This is a genomic window from Cupriavidus sp. 96C5-1 (assembly GCF_057798855.1).
Genome location: NZ_JBYOJU010000039.1, coordinates 43,571 through 66,098 on the forward strand (window position 1 = coordinate 43,571; position 22,528 = coordinate 66,098).

Annotated in this window: 19 protein-coding genes; 5 read left to right on the forward strand and 14 right to left on the reverse strand. The window is 64.8% G+C overall.

The window, feature by feature from the left end:
- Positions 1 to 48: 48 nt before the first annotated feature.
- The 5 genes from AC3FOF_RS32710 to cyoA all read right to left on the reverse strand — a co-directional run bounded on the left by AC3FOF_RS32710 (position 49) and on the right by cyoA (position 5,170).
- Positions 49 to 825, reverse strand: a complete 777-nt coding sequence (locus AC3FOF_RS32710) for a GntR family transcriptional regulator (RefSeq protein ID WP_488728977.1) — start codon at positions 823 to 825, stop codon at positions 49 to 51.
- Between the two features lie 374 nt (positions 826 to 1,199).
- Positions 1,200 to 1,562 carry a cytochrome o ubiquinol oxidase subunit IV gene (locus tag AC3FOF_RS32715; RefSeq protein WP_017227980.1) on the reverse strand — a complete coding sequence of 121 codons (363 nt, stop codon included), beginning with the start codon at positions 1,560 to 1,562 and terminating at the stop codon, positions 1,200 to 1,202.
- A complete protein-coding gene (cyoC, locus tag AC3FOF_RS32720) occupies positions 1,563 to 2,213 on the reverse strand; it encodes a cytochrome o ubiquinol oxidase subunit III (protein WP_017227979.1) in 651 nt (216 codons plus the stop codon).
- A 3-nt stretch (positions 2,214 to 2,216) separates the two neighbouring features.
- Positions 2,217 to 4,193, reverse strand: a complete 1,977-nt coding sequence (gene cyoB / locus AC3FOF_RS32725; RefSeq protein WP_488728978.1) for a cytochrome o ubiquinol oxidase subunit I — start codon at positions 4,191 to 4,193, stop codon at positions 2,217 to 2,219.
- Positions 4,194 to 4,201: 8 nt separating this feature from the next.
- The gene (cyoA, locus tag AC3FOF_RS32730; RefSeq protein ID WP_035813107.1) at positions 4,202 to 5,170 is read right to left on the reverse strand and encodes a ubiquinol oxidase subunit II; all 969 of its coding nucleotides are present in this window, start codon (positions 5,168 to 5,170) and stop codon (positions 4,202 to 4,204) included.
- A 670-nt stretch (positions 5,171 to 5,840) separates the two neighbouring features.
- Here cyoA and AC3FOF_RS32735 point away from each other — a divergent pair.
- The 3 genes from AC3FOF_RS32735 (at position 5,841) to AC3FOF_RS32745 (ending at position 9,420) form a co-directional block, all read left to right on the forward strand.
- Positions 5,841 to 6,806 carry an aliphatic sulfonate ABC transporter substrate-binding protein gene (locus tag AC3FOF_RS32735; protein WP_017227976.1) on the forward strand — a complete coding sequence of 322 codons (966 nt, stop codon included), beginning with the start codon at positions 5,841 to 5,843 and terminating at the stop codon, positions 6,804 to 6,806.
- 107 nt (positions 6,807 to 6,913) lie between these two features.
- Positions 6,914 to 8,188: an O-acetylhomoserine aminocarboxypropyltransferase/cysteine synthase family protein gene (locus AC3FOF_RS32740; protein ID WP_276264683.1), complete on the forward strand. Its 1,275-nt coding sequence runs from the start codon at positions 6,914 to 6,916 to the stop codon at positions 8,186 to 8,188.
- Between the two features lie 419 nt (positions 8,189 to 8,607).
- Positions 8,608 to 9,420: a MetQ/NlpA family ABC transporter substrate-binding protein gene (locus AC3FOF_RS32745; protein WP_035813102.1), complete on the forward strand. Its 813-nt coding sequence runs from the start codon at positions 8,608 to 8,610 to the stop codon at positions 9,418 to 9,420.
- Positions 9,421 to 9,493: 73 nt separating this feature from the next.
- Here the strand turns inward: AC3FOF_RS32745 and AC3FOF_RS32750 are convergent, their stop codons facing one another.
- Complete coding sequence (locus AC3FOF_RS32750; protein ID WP_488728979.1) at positions 9,494 to 10,195, reverse strand: hypothetical protein; 702 nt, start codon at positions 10,193 to 10,195, stop codon at positions 9,494 to 9,496.
- A 693-nt stretch (positions 10,196 to 10,888) separates the two neighbouring features.
- On the opposite strand from AC3FOF_RS32750, the gene AC3FOF_RS32755 reads away from it, so the two are divergent.
- Positions 10,889 to 11,092, forward strand: coding sequence for a hypothetical protein (locus tag AC3FOF_RS32755; protein ID WP_488728980.1), 204 nt, complete (start codon positions 10,889 to 10,891; stop codon positions 11,090 to 11,092).
- Positions 11,093 to 11,253: 161 nt separating this feature from the next.
- On the opposite strand, the gene AC3FOF_RS32760 is transcribed toward AC3FOF_RS32755, so the two are convergent.
- On the reverse strand, positions 11,254 to 12,855 hold the full coding sequence (locus AC3FOF_RS32760) for a tyrosinase family protein (protein WP_488728981.1): 1,602 nt from the start codon (positions 12,853 to 12,855) through the stop codon (positions 11,254 to 11,256).
- A gap of 485 nt (positions 12,856 to 13,340) precedes the next feature.
- On the opposite strand from AC3FOF_RS32760, the gene AC3FOF_RS32765 reads away from it, so the two are divergent.
- Entirely contained in the window at positions 13,341 to 14,309 is a 969-nt protein-coding gene (locus AC3FOF_RS32765; RefSeq protein WP_488728982.1) for an aliphatic sulfonate ABC transporter substrate-binding protein, read from the forward strand.
- A gap of 105 nt (positions 14,310 to 14,414) precedes the next feature.
- Here the strand turns inward: AC3FOF_RS32765 and AC3FOF_RS32770 are convergent, their stop codons facing one another.
- The 7 genes from AC3FOF_RS32770 to AC3FOF_RS32800 form a co-directional block, all read right to left on the reverse strand.
- Positions 14,415 to 15,071: a DUF1266 domain-containing protein gene (locus tag AC3FOF_RS32770; RefSeq protein WP_488728983.1), complete on the reverse strand. Its 657-nt coding sequence runs from the start codon at positions 15,069 to 15,071 to the stop codon at positions 14,415 to 14,417.
- A gap of 16 nt (positions 15,072 to 15,087) precedes the next feature.
- Positions 15,088 to 16,365 carry a hypothetical protein gene (locus AC3FOF_RS32775; protein WP_488728984.1) on the reverse strand — a complete coding sequence of 426 codons (1,278 nt, stop codon included), beginning with the start codon at positions 16,363 to 16,365 and terminating at the stop codon, positions 15,088 to 15,090.
- The gene (locus AC3FOF_RS32780; RefSeq protein ID WP_488728985.1) at positions 16,362 to 18,710 is read right to left on the reverse strand and encodes a hypothetical protein; all 2,349 of its coding nucleotides are present in this window, start codon (positions 18,708 to 18,710) and stop codon (positions 16,362 to 16,364) included. The genes AC3FOF_RS32775 and AC3FOF_RS32780 overlap by 4 nt, the downstream gene beginning before the upstream one ends.
- Before the next feature lie 368 nt (positions 18,711 to 19,078).
- The gene (gene thmT / locus AC3FOF_RS32785) at positions 19,079 to 19,303 is read right to left on the reverse strand and encodes a 2-hydroxymuconate tautomerase (RefSeq protein ID WP_276268043.1); all 225 of its coding nucleotides are present in this window, start codon (positions 19,301 to 19,303) and stop codon (positions 19,079 to 19,081) included.
- Positions 19,304 to 19,368: 65 nt separating this feature from the next.
- Positions 19,369 to 20,157 carry a 2-oxo-3-hexenedioate decarboxylase gene (gene dmpH / locus AC3FOF_RS32790; RefSeq protein ID WP_017227966.1) on the reverse strand — a complete coding sequence of 263 codons (789 nt, stop codon included), beginning with the start codon at positions 20,155 to 20,157 and terminating at the stop codon, positions 19,369 to 19,371.
- 30 nt (positions 20,158 to 20,187) lie between these two features.
- A complete protein-coding gene (gene dmpE / locus AC3FOF_RS32795; RefSeq protein WP_276268044.1) occupies positions 20,188 to 20,970 on the reverse strand; it encodes a 2-oxopent-4-enoate hydratase in 783 nt (260 codons plus the stop codon).
- Between the two features lie 8 nt (positions 20,971 to 20,978).
- Complete coding sequence (locus AC3FOF_RS32800; RefSeq protein WP_017227964.1) at positions 20,979 to 22,433, reverse strand: 2-hydroxymuconic semialdehyde dehydrogenase; 1,455 nt, start codon at positions 22,431 to 22,433, stop codon at positions 20,979 to 20,981.
- Positions 22,434 to 22,528 lie beyond the last annotated feature (95 nt).

A 22,528-nucleotide genomic window follows, 5' to 3' on the forward strand; every position in this document is an offset into this window, starting at 1 on the left:
GCGTTGCGAATGAGAGTGGTGGTGAGCCGGTGGGTGAGCCGGGTGCGCTCAGGCCGTTCGGCCCGCGCGCCGGATCAGGCTGCCACCGAGCACCTGCGACATCGCCTGCTGGTTCTGCAGGGCGATCTTGAGGTTGCGGTTGGCGATGCGGCTGTGCTCGCGCATCAGCGCTTCGGCGCGCGCGCCTTCGCGCTGTTCGATGGCCTCGACCACGGAGCGGTGCTGGGCCTGGGCGAGCAGCAGCATCTCGCGCGCGCTTTCGTCGATGGACTGCACCATGACGAAGGCGCTTGCGGAGGCGAACGGCATATTGGTGACCTTCTCGATCTGCCGTGCCACCAGCGCGCTGCCGGCCGCTTCGGCCAGCAACTGGTGGAAGCGCTCGTTGAGGTCGACGTATTGGGAGAACTTCACCGCGGTCAGCTCGCCGGTGAGCGCGATATCGATCTGCGCGATGCAGTCGCGCAGCGCGTTCAGCATGGTCTGGCCCACGCCGCGCTCGGCGGCCAGCCGTGCGGCCAGGCCTTCCATGGTGCCACGCAGTTCGATGGCGTCGCTGATCTCGCTCTCCGCGAAGGAACGCACCGCAAAGCCACCGGAGGGAATCGGCTCGACCAGCCCCTCTTCCTGCAGGCGGATCAGCGCCGCGCGGATTGGCGTGCGCGACACGCCGAGGCGGTCGACCACCCACAGCTCGGAGATGCGCCCGCCGGCCGGCAGCTCGCCGCCGAGGATCAGCTCGCGCAATCCGAGCAGGGCCCGGACCGCCTGCGAGGCGCTGGCGCCGGCCTTGCTGTCACTGAGGTTGTCGTTGTCCGTATCCATGATGCTTGTCTCTGTGGGGGCTTGCCGTGCCGCGCAGGACCAGGCGGCACTTGACGGATACAGAGTGTATTCATTCGGAACGAGGGAGGCAATGCCAAAGCAATGATTTGAGGGTAAACATGGATATCGAGTGCCGAAAACGGCCTAAACTCCTCGCGAAGTCCTGCCCGGAAACCGAGAATGCCATCTCATCACAATTTGTTGTATACAACATGGATTCAAGGACTTAGCCGAGTTTCCACCCTCGTGACGCCGGGCCTGCACCCCTTGCTGACCCGCCACCAGCCCGAACGCCATGCCGAAGACCGGAAACGACAAAGGCGGCCCGAAGGCCGCCTTTGTCGTTACGCTGCTTGCGCCGGAGGGATAACCCTTCAGTGCACCATCATATTGCTGTTCATGTTGTGCATGATCCACAGCGAACCCGCCACCACGATCAGCAGGATCAGCGCGGTGAAGGCCAGGGCCATCACGTTCCAGCGCTGCTCCGAGGAGCTGTCCAGATGCAGGAAGTAGACCAGGTGCACGACGATCTGCACCACGGCCAGGCCGAGGATCACGGCCAGCGTGGTGGAGGCTTCCAGCGTGCCGCCCATCACCAGCTTGAACGGGATGACGGTCAGGATCACCGCCAGCACGAAGCCGATCACGTAGGACTTGACGCTGCCGTGGCTGGCGCCGGCCGACGTGGTGCCGTGCGAGCCATGCGCGGCGGTAGAGACGTTGCTGTGTTCCATTTACATCGCTCCCATCAGGTAGACCACGGTGAACACGCCGATCCAGACGATGTCCAGAAAGTGCCAGAACAAGGCGAAGCAGGCCAGGCGCTTGGTCATGGTGGCGGTCAGGCCCTTGCGGGAAATCTGCCACATCAGCACGGCCATCCACAGCAGGCCGCTGGCCACGTGCAGGCCGTGGGTACCCACCAGCGTGAAGAACGACGACAGGAAGGCGCTGCGCTCGGGACCCGCGCCCTCTGCGATCATGTGATGGAACTCGTTGATTTCCATGCCGATGAACGCCACACCCAGTGCGAACGTGACCGCCAGCCAGAACTGCAGGCGGGCGCGCTGGCCGTTGTGCAGCGAGATCATCGCCATGCCCGAGGTCAGGCTGGAAAACAGCAGCAGGAACGTCTCGACCAGGACGTAGTTCAACTCGAACAGTTCCCGGCCCGACGGACCGCCCGCCACTTCGCCGCGCAGCACCGCGAAGGCGGCGAACAGGCCGGCGAAGATGATGCAGTCGCTCATCAGGTACACCCAGAAACCGAACACCGTATTGGCGCTGGTGTCGTGGTGGGCGTGGTCGTGCGAATGATCGTGCGAGTGGGCATGCGCCTCGGCGGCGCCATGCGCGGGATATCGCTGTAGGACTTCAGTCGTCATGGTTCAGGCCTGTGACGCGATGCGCTGGAAATGGGACGCTTCGACTGCCTCGACTTCGCGTGCGGGCACGTAGTAGTCGATATGGTCGTCGTTGCTGCGGAAAATAAAGCTGGCGATCATGCCCACCAGGCCAACCACCGCCAGCCACCAGATATGCCAGGTCAGCGCAAAGCCGAACACCAGGCTGAAGGCACCGATGAAGAAGCCGGCGCCGGTGTTCTTCGGCATGTGGATCTGCTCGTAGTGCGCCTGCATCTGTGGCACTTCGCCACGCGCCTTCATGTCGGCGAAGGCGTCGAGGTCACGCACCACCGGGGTGTGCGCGAAGTTGTAGAACGGCGGCGGCGACGAAGTCGCCCACTCCAGGGTACGGCCACCCCAGGGATCGCCGGTGACGTCGCGCAGTTCATTGCGGCGGCGCACGCTGACCACGATCTGCAGGACCTGGAACACGATGCCGAGGCCAACGAAGAGCGCGCCAACCACGGCCACGTACAGGTACGGGTTCCACGCCGGGTTATCGGTGTGGTTCAGGCGACGGGTCATGCCCATGAAGCCCAGCGCGTACAGCGGCATGAAGGCCAGGTAGAAACCGATGATCCAGCACCAGAACGCGCACTTGCCCAGGCGCTCGTCGAGCTTGAAGCCGAAGGCCTTGGGGAACCAGTAGGTGATGCCGGCCAGGTAGCCGAACAGCACGCCGCCGATGATCACGTTGTGGAAGTGGGCAATCAGGAACAGGCTGTTATGCAGCACGAAGTCAGCCGCCGGCACTGCCATCAGCACGCCGGTCATGCCGCCGATCACGAAGGTGACCATGAAACCCAGCGTCCACAGCACGGGCGTGGTCATCTGCACGCGGCCGCGGTACATGGTGAACAGCCAGTTGAAGATCTTCACCCCGGTCGGGATGGAGATGATCATCGTGGTGATGCCGAAGAACGCGTTGACGTTGGCACCCGAACCCATGGTGAAGAAGTGGTGCAGCCAGACCAGGAACGACAGCACCATGATGGCGCTGGTCGCATAGACCATGCCCTTGTAGCCGAACAGCTTCTTGCCCGAGAACGTCGAGATGATTTCCGAGAAGATACCGAACGCCGGCAGGATCAGGATATACACCTCGGGGTGGCCCCAGATCCAGATCAGGTTCACGTACATCATGGCGTTGCCGCCCATCTCGTTCGTGAAGAAGTGCATGCCCAGGTAGCGGTCAAGGCCCAGCAGGCCCAGCGTGACGGTCAGCACCGGGAAAGCGGCGATGATCAGTACGTTGGTGCACAGCGCGGTCCAGGTGAACACCGGCATGCGCATCAGGGTCATGCCCGGGGCGCGCATCTTGAGGATGGTCACCAGGAAGTTGACGCCGGTCAGCAAGGTGCCCAGGCCCGAGATCTGCAAGCTCCAGAGGTAGTAATCCACCCCCACGCCAGGGCTGTACGCGATCCCCGACAGCGGCGGATAAGCCAGCCAGCCGGTACGCGCGAACTCGCCGACGCCCAGCGACACGTTGACCAGCATCGCGCCGGCCACGAACAGCCAGAAGCTCAGCGTGTTGAGGAAGGGGAACGCCACGTCGCGCGCGCCGATCTGCAGCGGCACGACCAGGTTCATCAGGCCCGTCATCAGCGGCATGGCCACGAAGAAGATCATGATCACGCCGTGGGCGGTGAAGATCTGGTCGTAGTGCTCGGGCGGCAGGATGCCGGGCGCGCCATTGGTGGACAGCGCCAGCTGGGTACGCATCATGACGGCATCGGCGAAGCCGCGCAGCAGCATGATCAGTGCAACCACCGAATACATGATGCCGATCTTCTTATGGTCCACCGAGGTGAACCACTCGCTCCACAGCCATTTCCACTTGCCGAAATAGGTGATCAGGGCGAATAAGCCCAAGCCACCCAGGGCCACCATCGACAACGTGCCCATGATGATGGGCTCGTGGAACGGGATGGCATCCAAACTCAATTTGCCAAACATCTTAACTCCTAGGAATTCGAGCCCGGCGCCGGCGTAGCGGGCGCGGCCATGGACACCTCCTGGCTCACGCCAAGGGTGTTGCGCGAGGTGCAGACAGGACCGAACGAGGTGCCGTTACCGGCGATCGCGCCGCCTGCGCCGTCCATGTACTTGTGCAGGATGCCGTGGTACAGCTGCGGATCGACCTTGGCGTAGAGCGCCACGGGATTCTTCTCGCTCGGCTTGGCCAGTTCGCTGTAGTCGGCCAGGGTGAGCTGGCTGGACGAGGCGCGGACCTGCTTGACCCATTGTTCGAAGTCGTAGTTGGAGACTGCCTTGGCCTTGAACTTCATGCCGGAGAAGCCGCCACCGCTGTAGTTGGCGGACATGCCGTCAAAGGTGCCGTTCTCGTTGGCGATCAGGTGCAGCTTGGTCTCCATGCCCGCCATCGCATACACCTGGCTGCCCAGTTGCGGGATGAAGAAGGAGTTCATGATCGAATCGGACGTGATCTTGAAGTTCACCGGGGTGTTGGCCGGGAACGCGATCTCGTTGACCGTGGCGATGCCCAGGTCCGGATAGATGAACAGCCACTTCCAGTTCAGCGCTACCGCCTCGATCGTGACGGGCTTGACGTTGGATTCGATGGGCTTGTACGGGTCCAGGTCGTGCGAGGACTTCCACGTGATGATGCCCAGCACCAGGATGATCAGGCAGGGGATCAGCCAGACCACCACTTCGATACCGGTGGAGTGCGACCAGTCCGGCTCGTAGCGGGCCGACTTGTTGCTGGCGCGGTACTTCCAGGCGAAGGTGAAGACCAGCACGATCACCGGCACCACGACGAGCAGCATCAGCCAGGTCGCGATCAGGATGATGTTTTTCTCGTCGATGCCGATCTGGCCCTTCGGATCTAGCACGGTCATGTTGCATCCGGCCAGCAACAGGCCGGCGCAGGGCAGTAACCGCGTCCAACGCGGAAGTCTGGGTATCTTCATGTCACGACTGGTTTAGTTGGCCACGGTACGGCATGCGGCGCAGTTTCACTGCCTGATGCGGGCGCAAGAGGCGGGCTTAAAGGCTTAAGGCTGGGGAAATCTTGATCAAGCTGCCTGCGCGCCGGGCGAAGCGCCAATCAGGGGCAGGCTGGCTTGGTCCTTATCGGACGGATCGTTGTGGGACAGCGGTGGTCCGCACAGGAAGATGTTTGCGTGGCGACGCCCGATCTGTCTGCCCGAGGGGCAAACGGGGTATCTGGGTGAGGGTCTCGGTACGTCTGACATCGTGGCGCGAAATCTACCGCAACGCAGCATAGAGGGTAAACCCGTGATGTTGAACACACTGTTCATAAAATCGGACAATGCAGCTTCCCCTCGCATCGCACTGCCAACAACATGCATTCCGAGAACATTTCTGACTGCGGCAAGGTGTCGCAGGGGTGTGCGCGCTTGAAATCGCCTGGGGCGAACACGGCATCGTTGCCGCGCGATCCGACCAGGGGCCAATGCGGTTTTCCATGCGGTTGCGAGCCTTGCGGCCAGGCTGCACCCCGGTTCGTACTATCCAAATGCAATAAGCTTCCTTCCCCTCCTTGCGCGATTTCGTAACCATAGGGGCCACTTGCCAAACCCCAAACCGGGGTCCAAGACCCCCTCCCGGAGAAATCGCATGCATTCCTTCCGCCACTGGCTGCCTGCCGCTGGCCGCGCCCTTGCTGTCGCGGTGCTGTCCTGGTCCGCCGCCGGCCATGCCGAGCAGGCGGTACGCGTCGGCTACCAGAAAGCCGGCCTGCTGGCCGTGCTCAAGGCCCAGGGCTCGCTGGAGAAGAAGCTCGCGCCGCTGGGCTACAAGGTGGAGTGGAAGGAATTCCCTGCCGGCCCGCAGTTGCTGGAGGCGCTCAACGCCGGCAGCGTCGACTTCGGCTACACCGGGGCGCCGCCGGCGGTGTTCGCCCAGGCCGCGCGCGCCAGCTTCGTCTATGTGGGTGCAGAGCCCGGCGGCAAGACCAATGAGGCACTGTTCGTGCTCGATAAGTCACCCGTGCGCAGCGTGGCCGATCTGAAGGGCAAGCGCGTCGCGCTGCAGAAGGGCTCCAGTTCCAACTACCTGCTGGTGCAACTGCTCAGGAAGCATGGCCTGAGCTTGCAGGATATCCAGCCGATCTACCTGCCGCCGGCCGATGCGCGGGCCGCCTTCGAGAGCGGCAGCGTGGACGCCTGGGTGGTCTGGGACCCGTACTACGCGCTGGCGCAGAAAGCGCTGAAGGTACGCACCATCGCCGACTATGAAGGCGTGCCCTCCCCGTTCAACTTCTACGAAGCCGGCAACGGCTTCGTCAAGACCCAGCCGCAGATCGTCAACGCCATTCTCGAACAGTTGCGCGCCACCGGCCTTTGGGTGGTGAAGAACCCCGCCGAGACGGCCGCGCTGCTGGCGCCCGCCGTGGGCCTGGAGGTCCCGGTGGTGGAGGCCTGGCTCAAGCGCGTGCCCTATGGCGCGACGCCGGTCACGCCGGAGGTGGTCGCCAGCCAGCAGCAGGTGGCCGACCTGTTCCACCAGCAAAAGCTGATCCCGGCCCCGATCAAGGTGAGGGACAACGTCTGGCAGGCAAGCTTCCCGCTGGCCAGCCAGTAAGCGGACAGGCAGCGGACCGGTGCGGCCCGCTGCCGTGACAGGCGGGAGCCACGACTGCTACCATGCCCGCTCCTGAGTACCCTTCCAACAAGAAGAAAGCAGACATCATGAAAATCGAGACAATCGCCGTCCACGGCGGCTATTCCCCGGATCCCACCACGCGTGCCGTTGCCGTGCCGATCTACCAGACCGTTGCCTATGCGTTCGACAACGCGCAGCATGGCGCCGACCTGTTCGATCTCAAGGTGCCCGGCAATATCTACAGCCGCATCATGAACCCCACCAACGACGTCCTCGAGCAGCGCCTGGCCGCGCTCGAAGGCGGCGTGGGCGCGCTGGCGCTGGCGTCCGGCATGGCGGCCATCACCTATGCCATCCAGACCATCGCCGAGGCGGGCGACAACATCATCTCGGCCAGCCAGCTGTATGGCGGCACCTACAACCTGTTCGCGCACACCCTGCCGCTGTCGGGCATCGAGACCCGCTTTGCCGACGGCCGCAACCCCGCCGCCTTCGGCGACCTGGTGGACGAGCGCACCAAGGCGATCTTCGTCGAGTCGGTGGGTAACCCGCTGGGCAATATCGTCGACATCGAAGCCATCGCCAAGGTGGCGCACAGCCACGGCATTCCGCTGATCGTCGACAACACCGTGCCCTCGCCCTACCTGTGCCGGCCCTTCGAGCATGGCGCCGACATCGTCGTGCACTCGCTCACCAAATACCTGGGCGGCCACGGCAACAGCGTGGGCGGCGCCATCGTCGACAGCGGCAAGTTCCCCTGGGCCGAGCACAAGGCGCGCTTCAAGCGCCTGAACGAACCCGATGTGTCCTACCACGGCGTGGTCTATACCGAAGCGCTGGGCGCAGCCGCCTACATCGGCCGCGCGCGCGTGGTGCCGCTGCGCAATACCGGCGCCGCGCTGTCGCCTTTCAATGCCTTCCTGATCTTGCAGGGCATCGAGACGCTGGCGCTGCGCCTGGACCGCATCACCGAGAATGCGCTTGCCGTGGCACGCCACCTGAAGGCCAGCCCCAAGGTGGAATGGGTCAACTTCGCCGGCCTGCCCGAGCATCCCGACCACGCGCTGGTGCAGCGCTACCTGGGCGGACGCGGCCCGGGCATCCTGTCGTTCGGCCTGAAGAGCGGCGGCCGCGAAGCCGGCGCGCGCTTCCTCGATGCGCTGCAGCTGTTCACGCGCCTGGTCAATATCGGCGACGCCAAGTCGCTGGCGACGCATCCGGCCTCCACCACGCACCGCCAGCTCGACGCGGCCGAACTGAAAGCGGCCGGCGTCAGCGAGGACATGGTGCGCCTGTCGATCGGCATCGAGCATATCGACGACCTGCTGGAAGACCTGGAGCGCGCGCTGGCCGCGGCCTGAGGCGCGGCTGGGTAGCGCCAGGGCGCACCAGTCGAAGAGGCCGGCGGCACGTGGTGCCGCCGGCCTCCTTGTTTTCAACCCGTGGCAAGGGTAGCCACCGGAAGCGCCTTCGCCACCTTGGGCAAAGCACAAATAAAAACGCCCGCCGTTTCAGGCGGGCGCAAACCCAATTCCCTGGCGGGAATGGAGGAGACGATTCAATCTTAGCGGCAATACGGGTTATCCCGCAACGACGCAATTGCCATATGCATATACCGCGACGCAATGGCCGCCGCCCGCCTCCCTCGTTTTATGCGGCTGCGTTATAAGACCATGCATTTTTACTCGTTCCTTGAACGTATCAACTTCCCTACAATGACCTCCTCATCTGCCGCCATGCCGGCAGCAACGATGCACGCAAACGAATAAGGGGAGCTTTGATGAAAATGGGTTTCGGGATTCGACTGATTGCCGCCGTCCTTGCGCTCGGCGTTATCCAGACCGCCGGCGCCGCCGATCCGGACAAGAAGGAAATCCGCTTCGGCGCCACCGCCGGCCCGTATTCCGACCAGATCCGCTACGGCATCAAACCCCTGCTGGAAAAGAAGGGCTACAAGGTCACCATCGTCGAGTTCAGCGATTACGTGCAGCCCAACCTGGCGCTGGCCGATGGCGCCATCGACGCCAATGCCTTCCAGCATGTGGCCTATCTGAAGAAGTTCTCCGGCGACCGCAAGCTGCAATTGTCCGAAGTGATCCAGGTGCCCACCGCCCCCATCGGCATCTATAGCCGCAAGCACAAAGCGCTGACCGAGGTGAAGCCGGGCGCTTCGGTGTCGCTGCCCAACGATCCCTCCAACCTGGCGCGCGCCATCGCCATGCTGCAGCAGATCGGCTGGATCACGCTGAAGGCCGGCACCGACCCCATCCGCGCCAGCGAGCGCGATATCGAAGGCAACCCGCACAAGCTCAAGCTGATCCAGCTCGAAGCCGCGCAATTGCCGCGCTCGCTCGACGACGTGGACTACGCCTTCGTCAACGGCAACTTCGCGCTCTCCTCCGGTCTCAAGCTGACCGAAGCGCTGAGCCTGGAGAAGATCCCCGACTACTACATGAACCTGGTCGCCGTGCGCACCGCCGACACCGGCAAGCCCTTCGTCAAGGACATCCGCGAGGCCTACCAGTCGCCGGAATTCAAGGCCACCACGCAGCAGCGTTTCGCGGGCTTCCTGCCGCCGGCCTACCAGCGTTGAGCATTTGAACATTGCGTGTTGAGCGGCGCACCGCCGCTCCCACCCGCTGCGAGCCCCCATGCGGGGCTCTTTTTCATCCGGACCTCAGGGCTCGCGCGCGGGCCGCGCCCAGCGCCAGGGTCTCGGCAACCCAGTTGCTCAACAGCAGGAATGCCAGCATGCCGGTCAGCATGGCGCAGACCATGCCGTTGGCAACCCAAGGCACGCCCAGGCCCAGCGCGAGCTTCTCCATCGCGGACATGCCCAGCACCATCAGGACCGACATGGCGCCGAACTCCAACGCGATGCGCAACGCCGCCAGCAATGCCGCCCCCGTCCTGCCGCGCCGGGCGCCACGCGGAACACCGCCACGCCGGAAAACGATCAGGGCCAGCATCGCCATCATGGTCACCGGGAACCAGCGCAGGTGGCCAAGCAGCTGGTCCCAGCCGAACCCCGCGGACTGGCCTGCGCCGCACAGGTAGAGAATCGCCTCCGGCGGCACCCGCGAGAAATCCAGCGCCGTCCCCGCGCTGGTCACCACGATGCAGAACAGCATCGTCCCGCGCACGCAACGGTGAAGCCGCCAGGCCGCAGCGGCATACCTGGCGGCGCCACAGGCGATCGCGCTGCAACAGCTCCATACCCAGCTGGCCTGGGCACCATGCACCAGGACGGGCAGATCGCCGGCGGCAAAGCCCAGCAGCGCAAACAGCAGCACGCGCCCGGCCAAGCCGGGCCGGCCCGTCAGCACCAGCCGAAACCCATGCAGCCGGCCGCGCAATTTCGCATCCATGGCATCGCTCCGCGTCACAACAGTCCGCGCCCGTACTACCGGATATAGAAGAGATCGACGACCGCCCGATTGCCGAGAACCAGGCCATCCAATCCGGAGCCACCCCACCCACCACGAATCCGCAAGCCACCAAGCCCTACACGCCAGCCTCCTGCAAGGATCGCTTTCCTTTGGTTACTCTTCTTTACGAGCGGGCGGGTAGAGAGAGATTCATGAATTGGAGTTTGCCTAGTTATAGTTTTTTATGGGAATGATTTAGGGTTGCAGGGCCAAAAGGCGGAGTGGCGTCGGGCTCTTGGGCACATGGAGGTGTCACTTTTCTTTACTCGTAAAGAAAAGTAACCAAAAGAAAGCGACCCCTTGCAGGGGGGCTGGCTTGTCGGGCTCGCCGGCTTTGCGGATTCGTGGTGGGCGCGTCAGTCCTGCCTGACTGCTGGCGCTACCGGCGCGAACGGCATTGCCAATGCGGATGGCACTGGTTTCAGTATAGCGCCCCTGATGGCAATGGCCCGTGGTAGCTCACGCATCTGCCGTTACCGGCGCGAATGACCACTGCCTCCCGATCCCTGCTGGTTTCGTCGTGGGCACGGTGGCCCCGGCTTGAATCTGAGTGCGCTAAATCTGGAGCCACCGCGCCCACGACGAAACCCGTGCCGTTCATGATCAAGTGGCCATATAAACCGGTAACGGCAGATGCATGAAAGGGCAAGGGAGTTCGTCATTCATGGGTCATACAATGAAACCACCGTCATCCGCAGCGGCAATGCCATTCGTGCCGGTAGCGCCAGCAGTTTATTAGAACCGCCGCGCCCACCACGAATCCGCAAAGCCACCAAGCCCGATAAGCCAGCTTCCTGCAAGGATCGCTTTCTTTTGGTTACTTTTCTTTACGAGTAAAGAAAAGTGACACCTCCATTTGCCCAAGAGCCCGACGCCACTCCGCCTTTAGGCCCTGCAACCCTAAATCAGGTCCCTAAAAAACCCCGAGACAAAAACAGGCAACCACTCCACTCCATTTTTTCAAACAGCCATTAAGGCTACCGCCTCCCCCTTATCGCCTATCTCAACTCAACCCGAAACAGATTCCTGCCACCCGCCGTGGCCGCGGCCGCCAGCGGCTGACCCTGCCTGAGCACGCCATCGCGCGTACGGATCTCCACCTCGAAACTGGCAGCCTGCACCGACTCCGCCCTGAACCCATGCAGCGGGAAGAACGCCCTCACTTCAAGATGCGTCTGGCAGTTCGCGCAATATTGCACGCTCCAGCGGCTCAGCACGGCCTCCGTCCCTACCGGATATCTCTTGCCGTCGATCGTGGCGTAGGCGGTCACCAGGAACGAGCCGCGGATCGGTGCCCGATTGATCCCGGACACCTGGATCACGTTGCGGCTGTCTCCGGTGGCGGCCTCGCTCTCAAGCAGCGCTTTCGGCTGGCCTTCCAGCGAGCCGGGGCCATAGGTAAAGCCCAGCTGCGTCTCGATATTGATGCAATCGAGCGACGTATAGGGCCGCTCCTTACCGTCCTCGTTCTTCTTGAAGGGGTCGAGCGGCGACGCCAGCGTCAACCAGGAATTGGGCTGCGTCCCGGGGGTCGGCCCCTGGTTGTCCACCGAATTGGTCCCCGGATATTCCGCCATGACCTCGAGGTGGTCGGTAAAGCCGTTGCGCTTCTGCCATAACCAGAACACGCGATCCACAAAGCAATGGTGAAAGTAGAAAATGGGATCCAGTCCTGCCGTATCGTTCTCGCCCATGTCGCCGTTGGCGCCTTCGATGGGGGAAAAGTCGCCCGCGTTCGGACCGCCAGGCACGTCGTACCCTCCAACAGCCAGGTGGATGCTGTTGTGCGGGGACTCCAGCGGGACAATGGGCGCGCTGCCGGCGGCGCGGTCCTCGTTCCATTGCGCTGCCGACGTGGTATTGGAAAAGACCGTGTAGTTGGGCGCGTCCAGGCAAGCGGCGTACTTGGCCTTCACGTTGGTGGGAATGACCCTTCCGTTCACCACGATATACGAAGTCAGCCAGTTCACCACATTGCGATTGAGAAGGTGCACATTCTCCTCGTGACTGGGATACCTGGCGTTGTGCTTCTCGGTCCTGGCCCGGTCCTGCCTGGTACCGACAAGGCCCGATAAAGGATAGCGAACCGTTTCGTAGCCACTTGGCTTGCTGTAGTTCGGGTCGTCGCCGTTGATATTGTCGGTAATGCCTTTGTTGAAAACGAAGGAGCGCAATGGATTGGGGATTTTCTCGCCGTCGAGCGTGAAGTTTTCCCGTGTCAGCGCCCATGGAATGCCGTGCTTCAGCGATGCCTCGCTGGTCTCATCCCAATAGGGCAGCATGACATCCCCGCACCCCTCGATGCTCTGCAAGGCAGCCTCCAGCTTGACCAGATAGACCCGGTGCCAGGTGGGGAACAGGATGTTGCCGTGGTTGCAATAGCCACCCCAGTAGGAGGAATTCCCCCAGCCCGCGCCGCGGAACGGTTCGCCGTGAAAGCCACCGAGCATGAAGAAGGAACGCGGATCGTCGGGAGGCAGTTCCTTGATTCCCTTCCACGCGCGCATCAGATCTTCCAGCGGCTTCTTGTCGCCCCGCATGTAGTCGTCCTGCAACGCCTCGAGCGAGCGGCGAACCTTGAGTCCCATTGCTTGCGCCATGATACGTCGTGCCTCCTTTGGGGGGGCGGAGCTTGCGGCCGGTGCGCCGGCTTCGATCGGCTCCGCGTTGATCATTATTTATGGTGTTGCAATAAATCCGTCCGCAAAAAAACTACCCGTCATTTAAATCGTATCTTTCAAATAAACGGCGACACCTCTCCGCGCGCCGTGCGATGGGTGCATCGATTAATCCCCTTGCTTGAAATACACGAGAAGACAGCGGCCCGGCATGCTTACCGTGAAACCGCACGCGGAAAAACGCAGATATTGATACACGATTCTACTTTTGGAACCAGAAACATCAAGGTAACGTTGCTAACATCAGAAGTAAGAAGCCATGCGCACCATGCGCACCATGCGTACTGGCGCGGCCAAGGCCAGACATCTCCCCGCATAAGCAAGCGCGAATTTCTTCCTTCCCGGCCGCCGTGAGCTGACCTACCCTGTGCGCTCATCGCACCTATGAATGCACTGGAGGAATGGCAATGGCGAAGGGCCTCGACAAGCGGCGGCGGCGAATCGTGGCGGGAGGCATGATCGCCACGGGCATGGCGGCGCTGCCGCTGCACGCGCAGACGGCAAGGCACACGCTGCGCATCGGCTTCCAGAAATCGTCGACGCTGATGATCCTGCTCAAGTCGCGCGAGACGCTGGAAAAGGCGCTGGCGCCGCTGGGCGCGTCGGTGCAATGGTATGAATTCACCTCCGGCCTGCCGCTGCTCGAATCCCTCAACATCGGCAATCTGGACCTGAGCGCCGACGTGGCCGACGCGGTGCCGCCCTTCGCGCTTGCCGCGGGCGCCAACCTGACCTACTACGCCATCGAGACGCCCTCGCCCGAGGCGCAGGCCATCGTCGTGCGGCAAGACTCCCCGATCAGGGAGATCGCGCAACTCAAGGGCCAGCGCATCGCCTTCGCCAAGGGCGCCGGCGCGCATTACCTGCTGCTCGAAGCGCTGGCCGGCGCCGGGCTGTCGATCCGCGACATCGAGCCCGCCTACCTGAGCCCGGCCGACGCGCGCGCCGCATTCGAGCGCGGCAGCGTGGCTGCCTGGGTGATCTGGGACCCTTTCCTGGCGGCGGTGCAGCGCCAGGCCAATGCGCGCATCCTGCGCGACGGCAAGGGGCTGTCCAGCTACCGGCGCTTCTACCTGGCCGCCACGCCCTATGCGCAGCGGCATGGCGCCGTGCTGGCGGCGGTCTACGACGAACTGCGGCGTGCCGGGGAATGGGTCAGGCAACATCCCGCTGCAGCCGCGCAATGGCACGCGCCGCTCATCGGGCTCGACGCGCCCACCGTGGAAGCGGCCAATCGCCGCCGCACCTACCAGGTGCAGACCGTGGACGCCGCTTCGCTCGACGAGCAGCAGCGTATTGCCGATGCCTTCGGCAGCCAGAAAATCCTGCCGCGCAGGGTGGTGGTGGCCGATTCGCCGGTGTGGCGGCGTACCTGAGGCTTGCCGGGAACGGCTGCGGACAAGGCCTGCTGGCGTTCGGAGCGCCGCCGCGGGCGATCCGTGGAGATGACGGCGGCGCAGGCCTGAGGGGCCGCGCCAGCCTCACAGCGGCTGCGGGCTGAATGCCGGCAGGACCGGCCATGCCAGCGTCGCCCAGACCCCTTTCGGCGGGGCCAGCAACTGGCGCAAGGCCGCCTCGTCGAAAGGCTTGCCCAAGGGGTCCGCCCGGAATGCCGCGACCCATTGCTGGCGGCCGGCGATAAAGGCATGCCCGAAGTCCTCCCAGCTGGCAAAGCAGTCCTGCGCGCGCTGGGCATTGAGCAACAGCACGCGCCATGCGGCCATGGGTTCGACCCACCCCATCAACATGACGTTGCGAGCGAAGAACGCCATCCGGACGCAGGCGAACGCCAGCGCGGCGCGAGGATCGTCGGTCGGCAACAGCGCATGCAGATCGGCGCGAAACCATCGCGACTCGAATACCTGGGCCAGATGCTGGCGCGCCTCGTCATCCGTTGCGTTGGCGCGGAATTCCATCTGGTGCAGCAATTGCACGCGGAAGAACTCGCGCGCATTGTCCGTCATATGGTCGGACGCAGGGTCGAAGAAGCCGGTCATGCCCGTGGCATCGACCATGGGCTGCGCCAGGGTCAATGCCCATTGCTTACGCGGGGTGAAAACGGCCGGACGCGAGGGGCGCAGGTAACGGTAGACCCGCCACAGCACAAAGCCCCCGAGAAGCAGGTAGAAGACGTTCATCAGCTTCGATGCTCCATTACCATCCCGGTTGCGAACCCCATTGCGAACCCGATTGCTGCCCCGCTTGCAATGCCATGATCTCCGCCGCCCGCGATAGCGACAGTTCCGGCCATGGCACGCCTTCGGTGGCGACTCCCGGGGCAATGCCATGCAGGCCGGGACCGTCTCCGTTCTTCATCAGCGCCTGCCTGGCGGCATAGCCGACCGCCGCCGCCCGTGGCGGACGCTCCGCCAGCAAGCCCGGCTGGCGCGCGGCGACCAGCCACTCCACCATCGGCGTCGGCGAGCGCAGCCTGACGAAGAGCTGCGGATGGCGCGCAACCAGGCGGGTCTGGGTTGCCGCATCGGTCACGTTTTCAATGCGCTCCCAGCCTGCCGGCGTGCGCACCACGCCGATGGCGATGCAGTCGGCCGGCGTTTCCTCGACGGTATCCAGCGCATTCAGGCAGGCCAGCACGTCTTCGACGTAGCGGTCGATGGGCGGCCGGTTCTGCTTGCCCTTGACCTGATCGATGGCGAGCGCGCCATTGGCCAGGACATCCACGCTGATCGTGATATGCGGCTGCCCGCCGGCATCGCGGAAACTCAGCAAGCGCATCCGCCGGTGCGCCACCGCTTCGGCATACCGCTCGCCGTAGCCACCGGCCAGCTCGCGCCGGTCGGCGAATTGTCCCAGGCAATGCCGCATGACATAGCTTTCGAAGGCCATTTCGGCACGCAGCGACGCGCTCTCCGGCAGGAACTCCACGAACACGCCATTCGGCGTCGGCAGCAAGGTGCGCAGCGCCTCGGGCTGGCTCTGGCGGTAGCCACGCTCGATACGCATGGCCATCTCGGCGTGTTCCCTGTCCCACAGCGCCAGTGCCTGCGGGCAGTTGATGCGGTCGAGCTTGCCGGCCAGGGCCGTGCCTTTGCGCGACATCAGGAATTCGACGAGCCGGGCTTCCAAGGCCAGCAGCTGCGGATCGGCGGGATCGACCCAGACCACGGGCGCCAGCGGAAGCGGCGTTGCCGCTGCGCCGCTGCCCGCCTTCGCCGAAGAAGCGAAACGGGCCACAACCCATTCCGGTATGGCCTCGGATCCCAAGGCCTGCCGTGCATCCGCGAGCGACTCCATCCTTCTTGCCGGCTCGAAGTTGGCAACGAGATGGCGATAGAAGTGGTTGAGCAGCCAGGCCCGCACAGCGGCATCGTCGCCGCGCGCCTGGCTGCGCGCGGCGATCCCCGATTTCAGCGCAGCGGCATTGAGCGCGTTGCGCGGCGCGTAGCCGACAGTCCGTGTGGCGGCGCTCATTTCCAGAATTTCCACCAGCCCTTGGCGGGAGCCTGTGCTTCGGCCCGGTAGCGCGCCAGCTTTTCCTCTATCGCCAGGGCGTCGGCGCGCTGGTCTTCGTTGCTGCGTGGATTGAGGACGAGTGTGCGCTCGTAGAGCACGATGGCCTCGGCCCGGCGCTGCAGCGCATCGAGCGTGGCGGCGCCCAGGCCGACAATCCAGGACGCCTGGCTGGCATTGACCTGCCGCTCAAGACGGCTCCACAAAGCCGAGGCTTGTTCCGGACTGCCATACGCCAGATTGAACGCCAATTGCAGACGTACGCCCAATGCGTCGGTGGACAGGTTGTCCTCGTCCAGGCCCTCGTCCCGCTGCCACTTCACCAGGCGCTCAAGCCAGATCGGGATCTCGCGGTCGCGATCGAGAGCGTATAGCGCCCGGGACACCGAGCCCAGGTACTCGTTGGGATCATGCCGGCTGTAGCCATGGTCGGCGGCGAAGTGCCAGAGCTGCTCGGCCGCGCTCACGGTGCCTTCCTGGTCGCCCATCTGGATCCGCACGTTCAGGACACCGGCATAGTGTTCGGCGAACGGGCTGGCCGCGATGCCCCGCAAATGCAGCTCGATGGCGTCCTGGTACCGCTGATCGTGGTAGCGATAGTTGATGGCCAGGTTGTTGCACAGCATGGAGTAGAGGTGCGCGCAGGCGTCGTACGGATGCCCGCTGCCGCTGGCGAAATAGCGCTCCATGCACCCCAGCGCCTGTTCGTAGGCAGCGGTCTGGAGCTTGATGAGATCGGCGTATGCCTCGTCCCGCGACCCCGCCGGGACACTGTCCAGGCCATCCTCCTCGAATGACCCGAACCAGACCCCGAGGTTGTAGCCCCACAACCCGCTCGGCAGGGAAGGGGGCGGCAGCTTCAGCGCCTGCACCGGCCCAAGCGACTGCACCCGTGCCATGAACAGCGAATAGGCCGTCCGGTTGTCCTCCATGCCGCCTTCCTGCGCCGCCGCATAGAGCAGGGCCGACTTCGTGGTGGCATCGATGCGTCCGGCATCGGCATCGTTCATGGCCGCCAGCCGCACGATCCACGGATGGCGTGGCGAACGCTGCTCGGCCAGCAAGCGCGCCGCGGCGAACACCGCTTGCAGGCCTTGCTCCTTGGCCCCCTCGCCAAAACCTTCAAAGGCGCCAAAGAGCGCCTCATGCACCGGCGAGAGGGCTCGCAGGTCCTGCCCGTTTTCCTGCGCCGCCGACACGAAGGCTTCCAGGGTCTCCGGCGTGTTGCAGGCCCGCATGACGCACAGGGGCCACCAGACGGAGTCGTCGGCCGCATCGGCCAGCCGCGCGTGCACCAGCCGCGCGGTGCCGTCCCACATCTCGGCTTCCAGCTGATAGATGTCGAAGAAGGCCCGGCGGCCCGCGTCTTCCGTACGCCGGTCCTCCATCAGCCACGGCAGTTCATATTCGATGAAGTCATCGCCGCCGTCCGAGGACAGGCTATAGCGCGCGGCGGCGCAGGCGCCCAGCGCGCCCGGCAGGTCTCCCTGCGCATACAGGGCGCGCGCCGCAAGCCTGGCCAGGCGCACTTCGATTTCGCGGCGCTGCGGCAAGGACCGCTCCGCCGTCAGCGCCGTTACGGCCTGCTGGAAGACCGCAAGACGCTCGGGCACGATCTCGATCAGGGTGCTGCCCAGGCGCAGCCAGTCGTCATCGTCGACATCCTGATCCGCATCGGTGGTCTGCAAGGCCTCGATTGCCGCGCCCGCCGCTGCGCGCGCCTCGTCGCGGCAGCCATTGCGCGAGAAGGCCCAGGCGCGCCGCCGCTGGTAATCGGCGTGGTCCCACGCACGGAAGGCAGCACGCTGCGCGACGGCCCCGTTCAATGCATTGCGCAACTCGACCGTCGCCAGCGCAATGTCCAGCTTGCCCAGCCCCAGGCTATCGAACAGACGGAGCTGCCGATATTCGTCTGCGTCCAGGTCCGGCATTTCCGCAACGATGGCGCGCATCTCCCCGAGCGCCAGCAGGGTGGCCTCGTCCTCGTCGAGATAGTTGGCGATCTGGAGGCGATAGAGTGCCAGGCGCATCCTGAGTTCGGCCCGCGCCTCGCGCGGCGCGGCTTCCAGCACGGCGGCGCCATCGTCATTGACCACCGCCCGCGCTGCCGCCGAATCTCCCGCGCGCATCCACAGCGCGTGCAGCCGGCCGATGGTGTCGAGCGAATCCGCCCGCAAAGGCCTGGCGCGCAACCTGGCCAGCAAATCGGACGCTTCGGTTGCATTGCCTTCTTCCAGATCGGCGTCGAGGCGGTCCAGCAATTGTTCAAGCTGAACACCTGTCAGCGCGTTGTCATTGAGATCCATATTCTTTTGCATTGTCCAGGGATTGCCTGAATAACCACGCGCTGGCCTTCCCTCTTCACGGCGTTTCCTCAATGCCGGCGCTTCGCTGCAGACGCCATAGAACGCCAGCTACGGGCGTTGCGGCGAATCCCCAGGGTTTCCTCTTACCTTCCCGGGCGCGGCTCGAAACGTCCCGGCCCGGGAAATCCGCCAGTCCAGCGCCAGCGACCCTAGCGGGGAATACCCTGTCAGGGCCCCCGCGGAGAGCATTCTACTGCACAAACGCCATGTTGGTGCTCGCTGGCAACCGATTGGCAAGGCAAGATCCGACCGCCGCTGGACAGCGGCCGCGCATCCGGTTGCGCATCCAGCGGCGCTGGCCGGCCTCCTCAGCGGCCGAGCGCTTTCGCCGTCTTGCCGGCGATGCCGAACTGCGTCTTGGGCACCTCGGTGATCATCACCCGCACCGATTCGATGGGCGCGCCGATCGATTCCACCGCCGCCTCGGTCAGCGCGCTGATCAGCCGGGCTTTCTGTTCTTCCGTCCTGCCTTCGATCAAGAAGACTTGCATGATGGGCATGGCATCGCTCCTGTTCCTGTTGTGTAAAGTCATTCCGGGACCGCTCCCGCGCCGCAGGCGCGGCCCGGAACAAAGCGGCCCCGAGCCACGGATGGCGGTCAGACGAAGCGCATCGACACCGTACCCAGATGCTGATAGCGCACCGTAACGCTGTCGCCCGCCGCCACCGCGATCGCCTCCGTCACCCCGCCGGTCATGATGAACGTGCCCGCCGGCAGCTCCCGCCCGCGTGCACCCAGCATATTGGCCAGCATGGCCACGCTGCTGGCCGGATGGCCCAGCACCGCCGCGCCGGCCGCGGTGGCGACCACCTCGCCGTTCTTCTCCAGCACCACGCCGAGATTCTTCAGGTCGAGCCCCTCGGCGCCGCGATGGGTGCCGCCGACCACGAAGCGCGCCGACGAGGTGTTGTCCGCGATCACGCTCTTCAGGTCGAAGCGGAAGTTCTCGTAGCGCGAATCGATCACCTCCACCGCCGGCAGCACGAAGTCGGTGGCCGCCAGCACGTCGCCGATATGGCAGCCGGGGCCCTTGAGCGGGTGCTTGAGCACGAAGGCGATCTCCGCCTCCACCTTGGGATGGATCAGCGCGGCGGTATCGATGGCGCCGCCGTCCATGCAGGCGCCGTAGTCGGTCAGGAAGCCGTAGACCGGATCGGTCACGCCCATCTGCCGCATCTTGGCAAAGGACGTCAGCCCCATCTTCAGGCCGGCGATGCGGGTACCCCGCGCTTGCTTGCGAGCCCGGATCGCGTCCTGGATGGCATAGGCGTCGTCCCAGTCCATCTCCGGATGGGTGTCGGTGATCTTGCGCACCGGCTCCCGCCTGAGTTCGGCGTTCTCCAGGTGCTCGGCAAGCTGCTCGATGGTGTCTTGGGTAAGGTTCATGGCAATGTCCCGCGCAACGCGGTAAAGAAATCAAATGAAGCGCACGCCGGCCGAGCCGATGCCGCCCAGGCTGATGCGCAGCTGGTCGCCGGCCTTGACCGGCACCATCGCGGCCAGCGAGCCCGACAGGATCACCTCGCCTTTCTTCAGCCCGATGCCAAGGCGCCCCAGCGTATTGGCCAGCCACGCCACCGCGTTGGCCGGATGGCCGAGCGCGGCGGCGCCGGCGCCGGTGGCGACGATCTCGCCGTTCTTCTCCAGCGTCATGCCGACCGTGCCGAGATCGAGCCCGCGCGGGTCGACCGCGGCATCGCCCAGCACGAACACGCCGGAGGACGCGTTGTCCGCCACCGTGTCCTGGATGCGGATCTTCCAGTCGCGGATGCGCGAGTCGACGATCTCGAAGCACGGCAGCACATAGGCGGTGGCGCGCAGCACATCGGCGTTGGTCACGCCCGGCCCCTCCAGGTCGTCCTTCAGCACGAAGGCGATCTCGCCCTCGGCCTTGGGCGCGATCAGCGTATCGGCGGCAATGGCGGCGCCATCGCCATGCACCATGCCGGACAGCAGGTGCCCGAAATCCGGCTGGCGTACGTCGAGCATGTCCATCACCACCCGGCTGGTGACGCCGATCTTCTTGCCGATGACGCGCTCCCCGGCATCCAGCCGGTGCTGCACCATGGCCAGCTGGATGCGGTAGGCGTCGTCGATGGAAAGCTCAGGCCAAGTCTCGGTCAGTGGCCCCAGCGGCTGGCGCGCGGACAGCGCCCGATGCAGGCTCGCGCCGATTTCGCGGATTTGTTCGGTGTGCATGGCCGGCCTCACAGTTTCACGCAGACGTTGCGCAGTTCGGTATAGAACTCCAGCGAATGCACCCCGCCCTCGCGGCCGATGCCGGATTGCTTGGCGCCGCCGAAGGCGGTGCGCAGGTCACGCAGGAACCAGGCGTTGATCCAGCAGATGCCGACCTCCAGCGCGCGGCCCATGCGATGGGCGGTGCCGAGATCGGACGTCCACACCGTGGCGGCCAGGCCATATGGCGTGTCGTTGGCGAGCCGGATCGCCTCTTCCTCCGTATCGAAGGGGGCGATATGGCAGCAGGGGCCGAAGATCTCCTCGCGGATCACGGCCGAATCCTCCGGCAATCCGGTCCAGATGGTGGGCTGCACCCATGCGCCTTCGGCCAGCGTGCCGGGCATGTCCGGCACGCCGCCGCCGGTGACTACCGTCGCGCCCGCTTCCGCCGCCTTGCGGTAGTAGGACAGCACCTTGGCGCGATGCTCCAGCGACACCAGCGGCCCCATGTTCACGCCCGCATCGCCGGGGCGGCCCAGCCGCAGGCCCTCGGCCTTGGCCTTGAGCGCCGCGACGAAACGCTCGAAGATCGGCCGCTGCACGTAGACGCGCTCCGTGCCCAGGCAAACCTGCCCGCTATTCTCGAAGGCCGAGCGGGTGATGCCGGCGACGGCCTTGTCGAAATCGGCATCGGCAAACACGATGCCGGCATTCTTGCCGCCCAGCTCGAACGAAACCGGGCGCACGCCATTGGCGGCGGCCTTCATGATGGCCTCGCCGGTGCGCGTCTCGCCGGTGAAGGTGATGCCGTCCACGTCCGGGTGCGCGGTCAGGAAAGCGCCAGCGGAATCCGGGCCGAATCCGTGGACCACGTTGTAGACGCCCGGCGGCACGCCGGCCTCGTTCATCACCTCGCCCAGCAGCGTGGCGGTGGCCGGGGTCTCCTCGGACGGCTTGACCACCACCGTATTGCCGCAGGCCAGCGCCGGGCCGACCTTCCATGTCATCAGCAGCAGCGGCAGGTTCCACGGGCACACCACGCCGATCACGCCGCGCGGCGAGCGCACCGCATAGTTGATGGCCTCGCCGCCGTCCGGCGTGGCCATGGCGAAGCTCTCGGTGGGCACGTTCTTGATCAGGTCGGCAAACACCTTGAAGTTGGCCGCGCCGCGCGGGATATCGACGTGGCTGGCCAGCGAGTGCGGCTTGCCGGTGTCGGCGATCTCGGCTTGCAGGAAGTCGTCGAAGCGGCGGTTGATGCCGTCGGCCACGGCGTGCAGCAATTCGACCCGCTGCGCCACGCTCATCTTGCCCCAGGGGCCGTCCAGGGCCTGCCTGGCCGCCGCCACGGCGGCATCGACCTCGGCCTGCCCGGCCTCGTGCACGCGCGCGATCAGGCTGTTGTCGACCGGGTTGCGGTCGTCGAAGTGGCGATTGGTGGCCACCCATTCGCCGTTGATGAAGTTCTTGAAGTCTTTCATGTTGTCTCGCTGGTTGCGGCAAGGGTCTGCCGCGTTGCGTTGCCTGATTGCCTTGCCGCCGGTTTGCGCCCCGCTCCCGCGCAGTGGGAGACGGG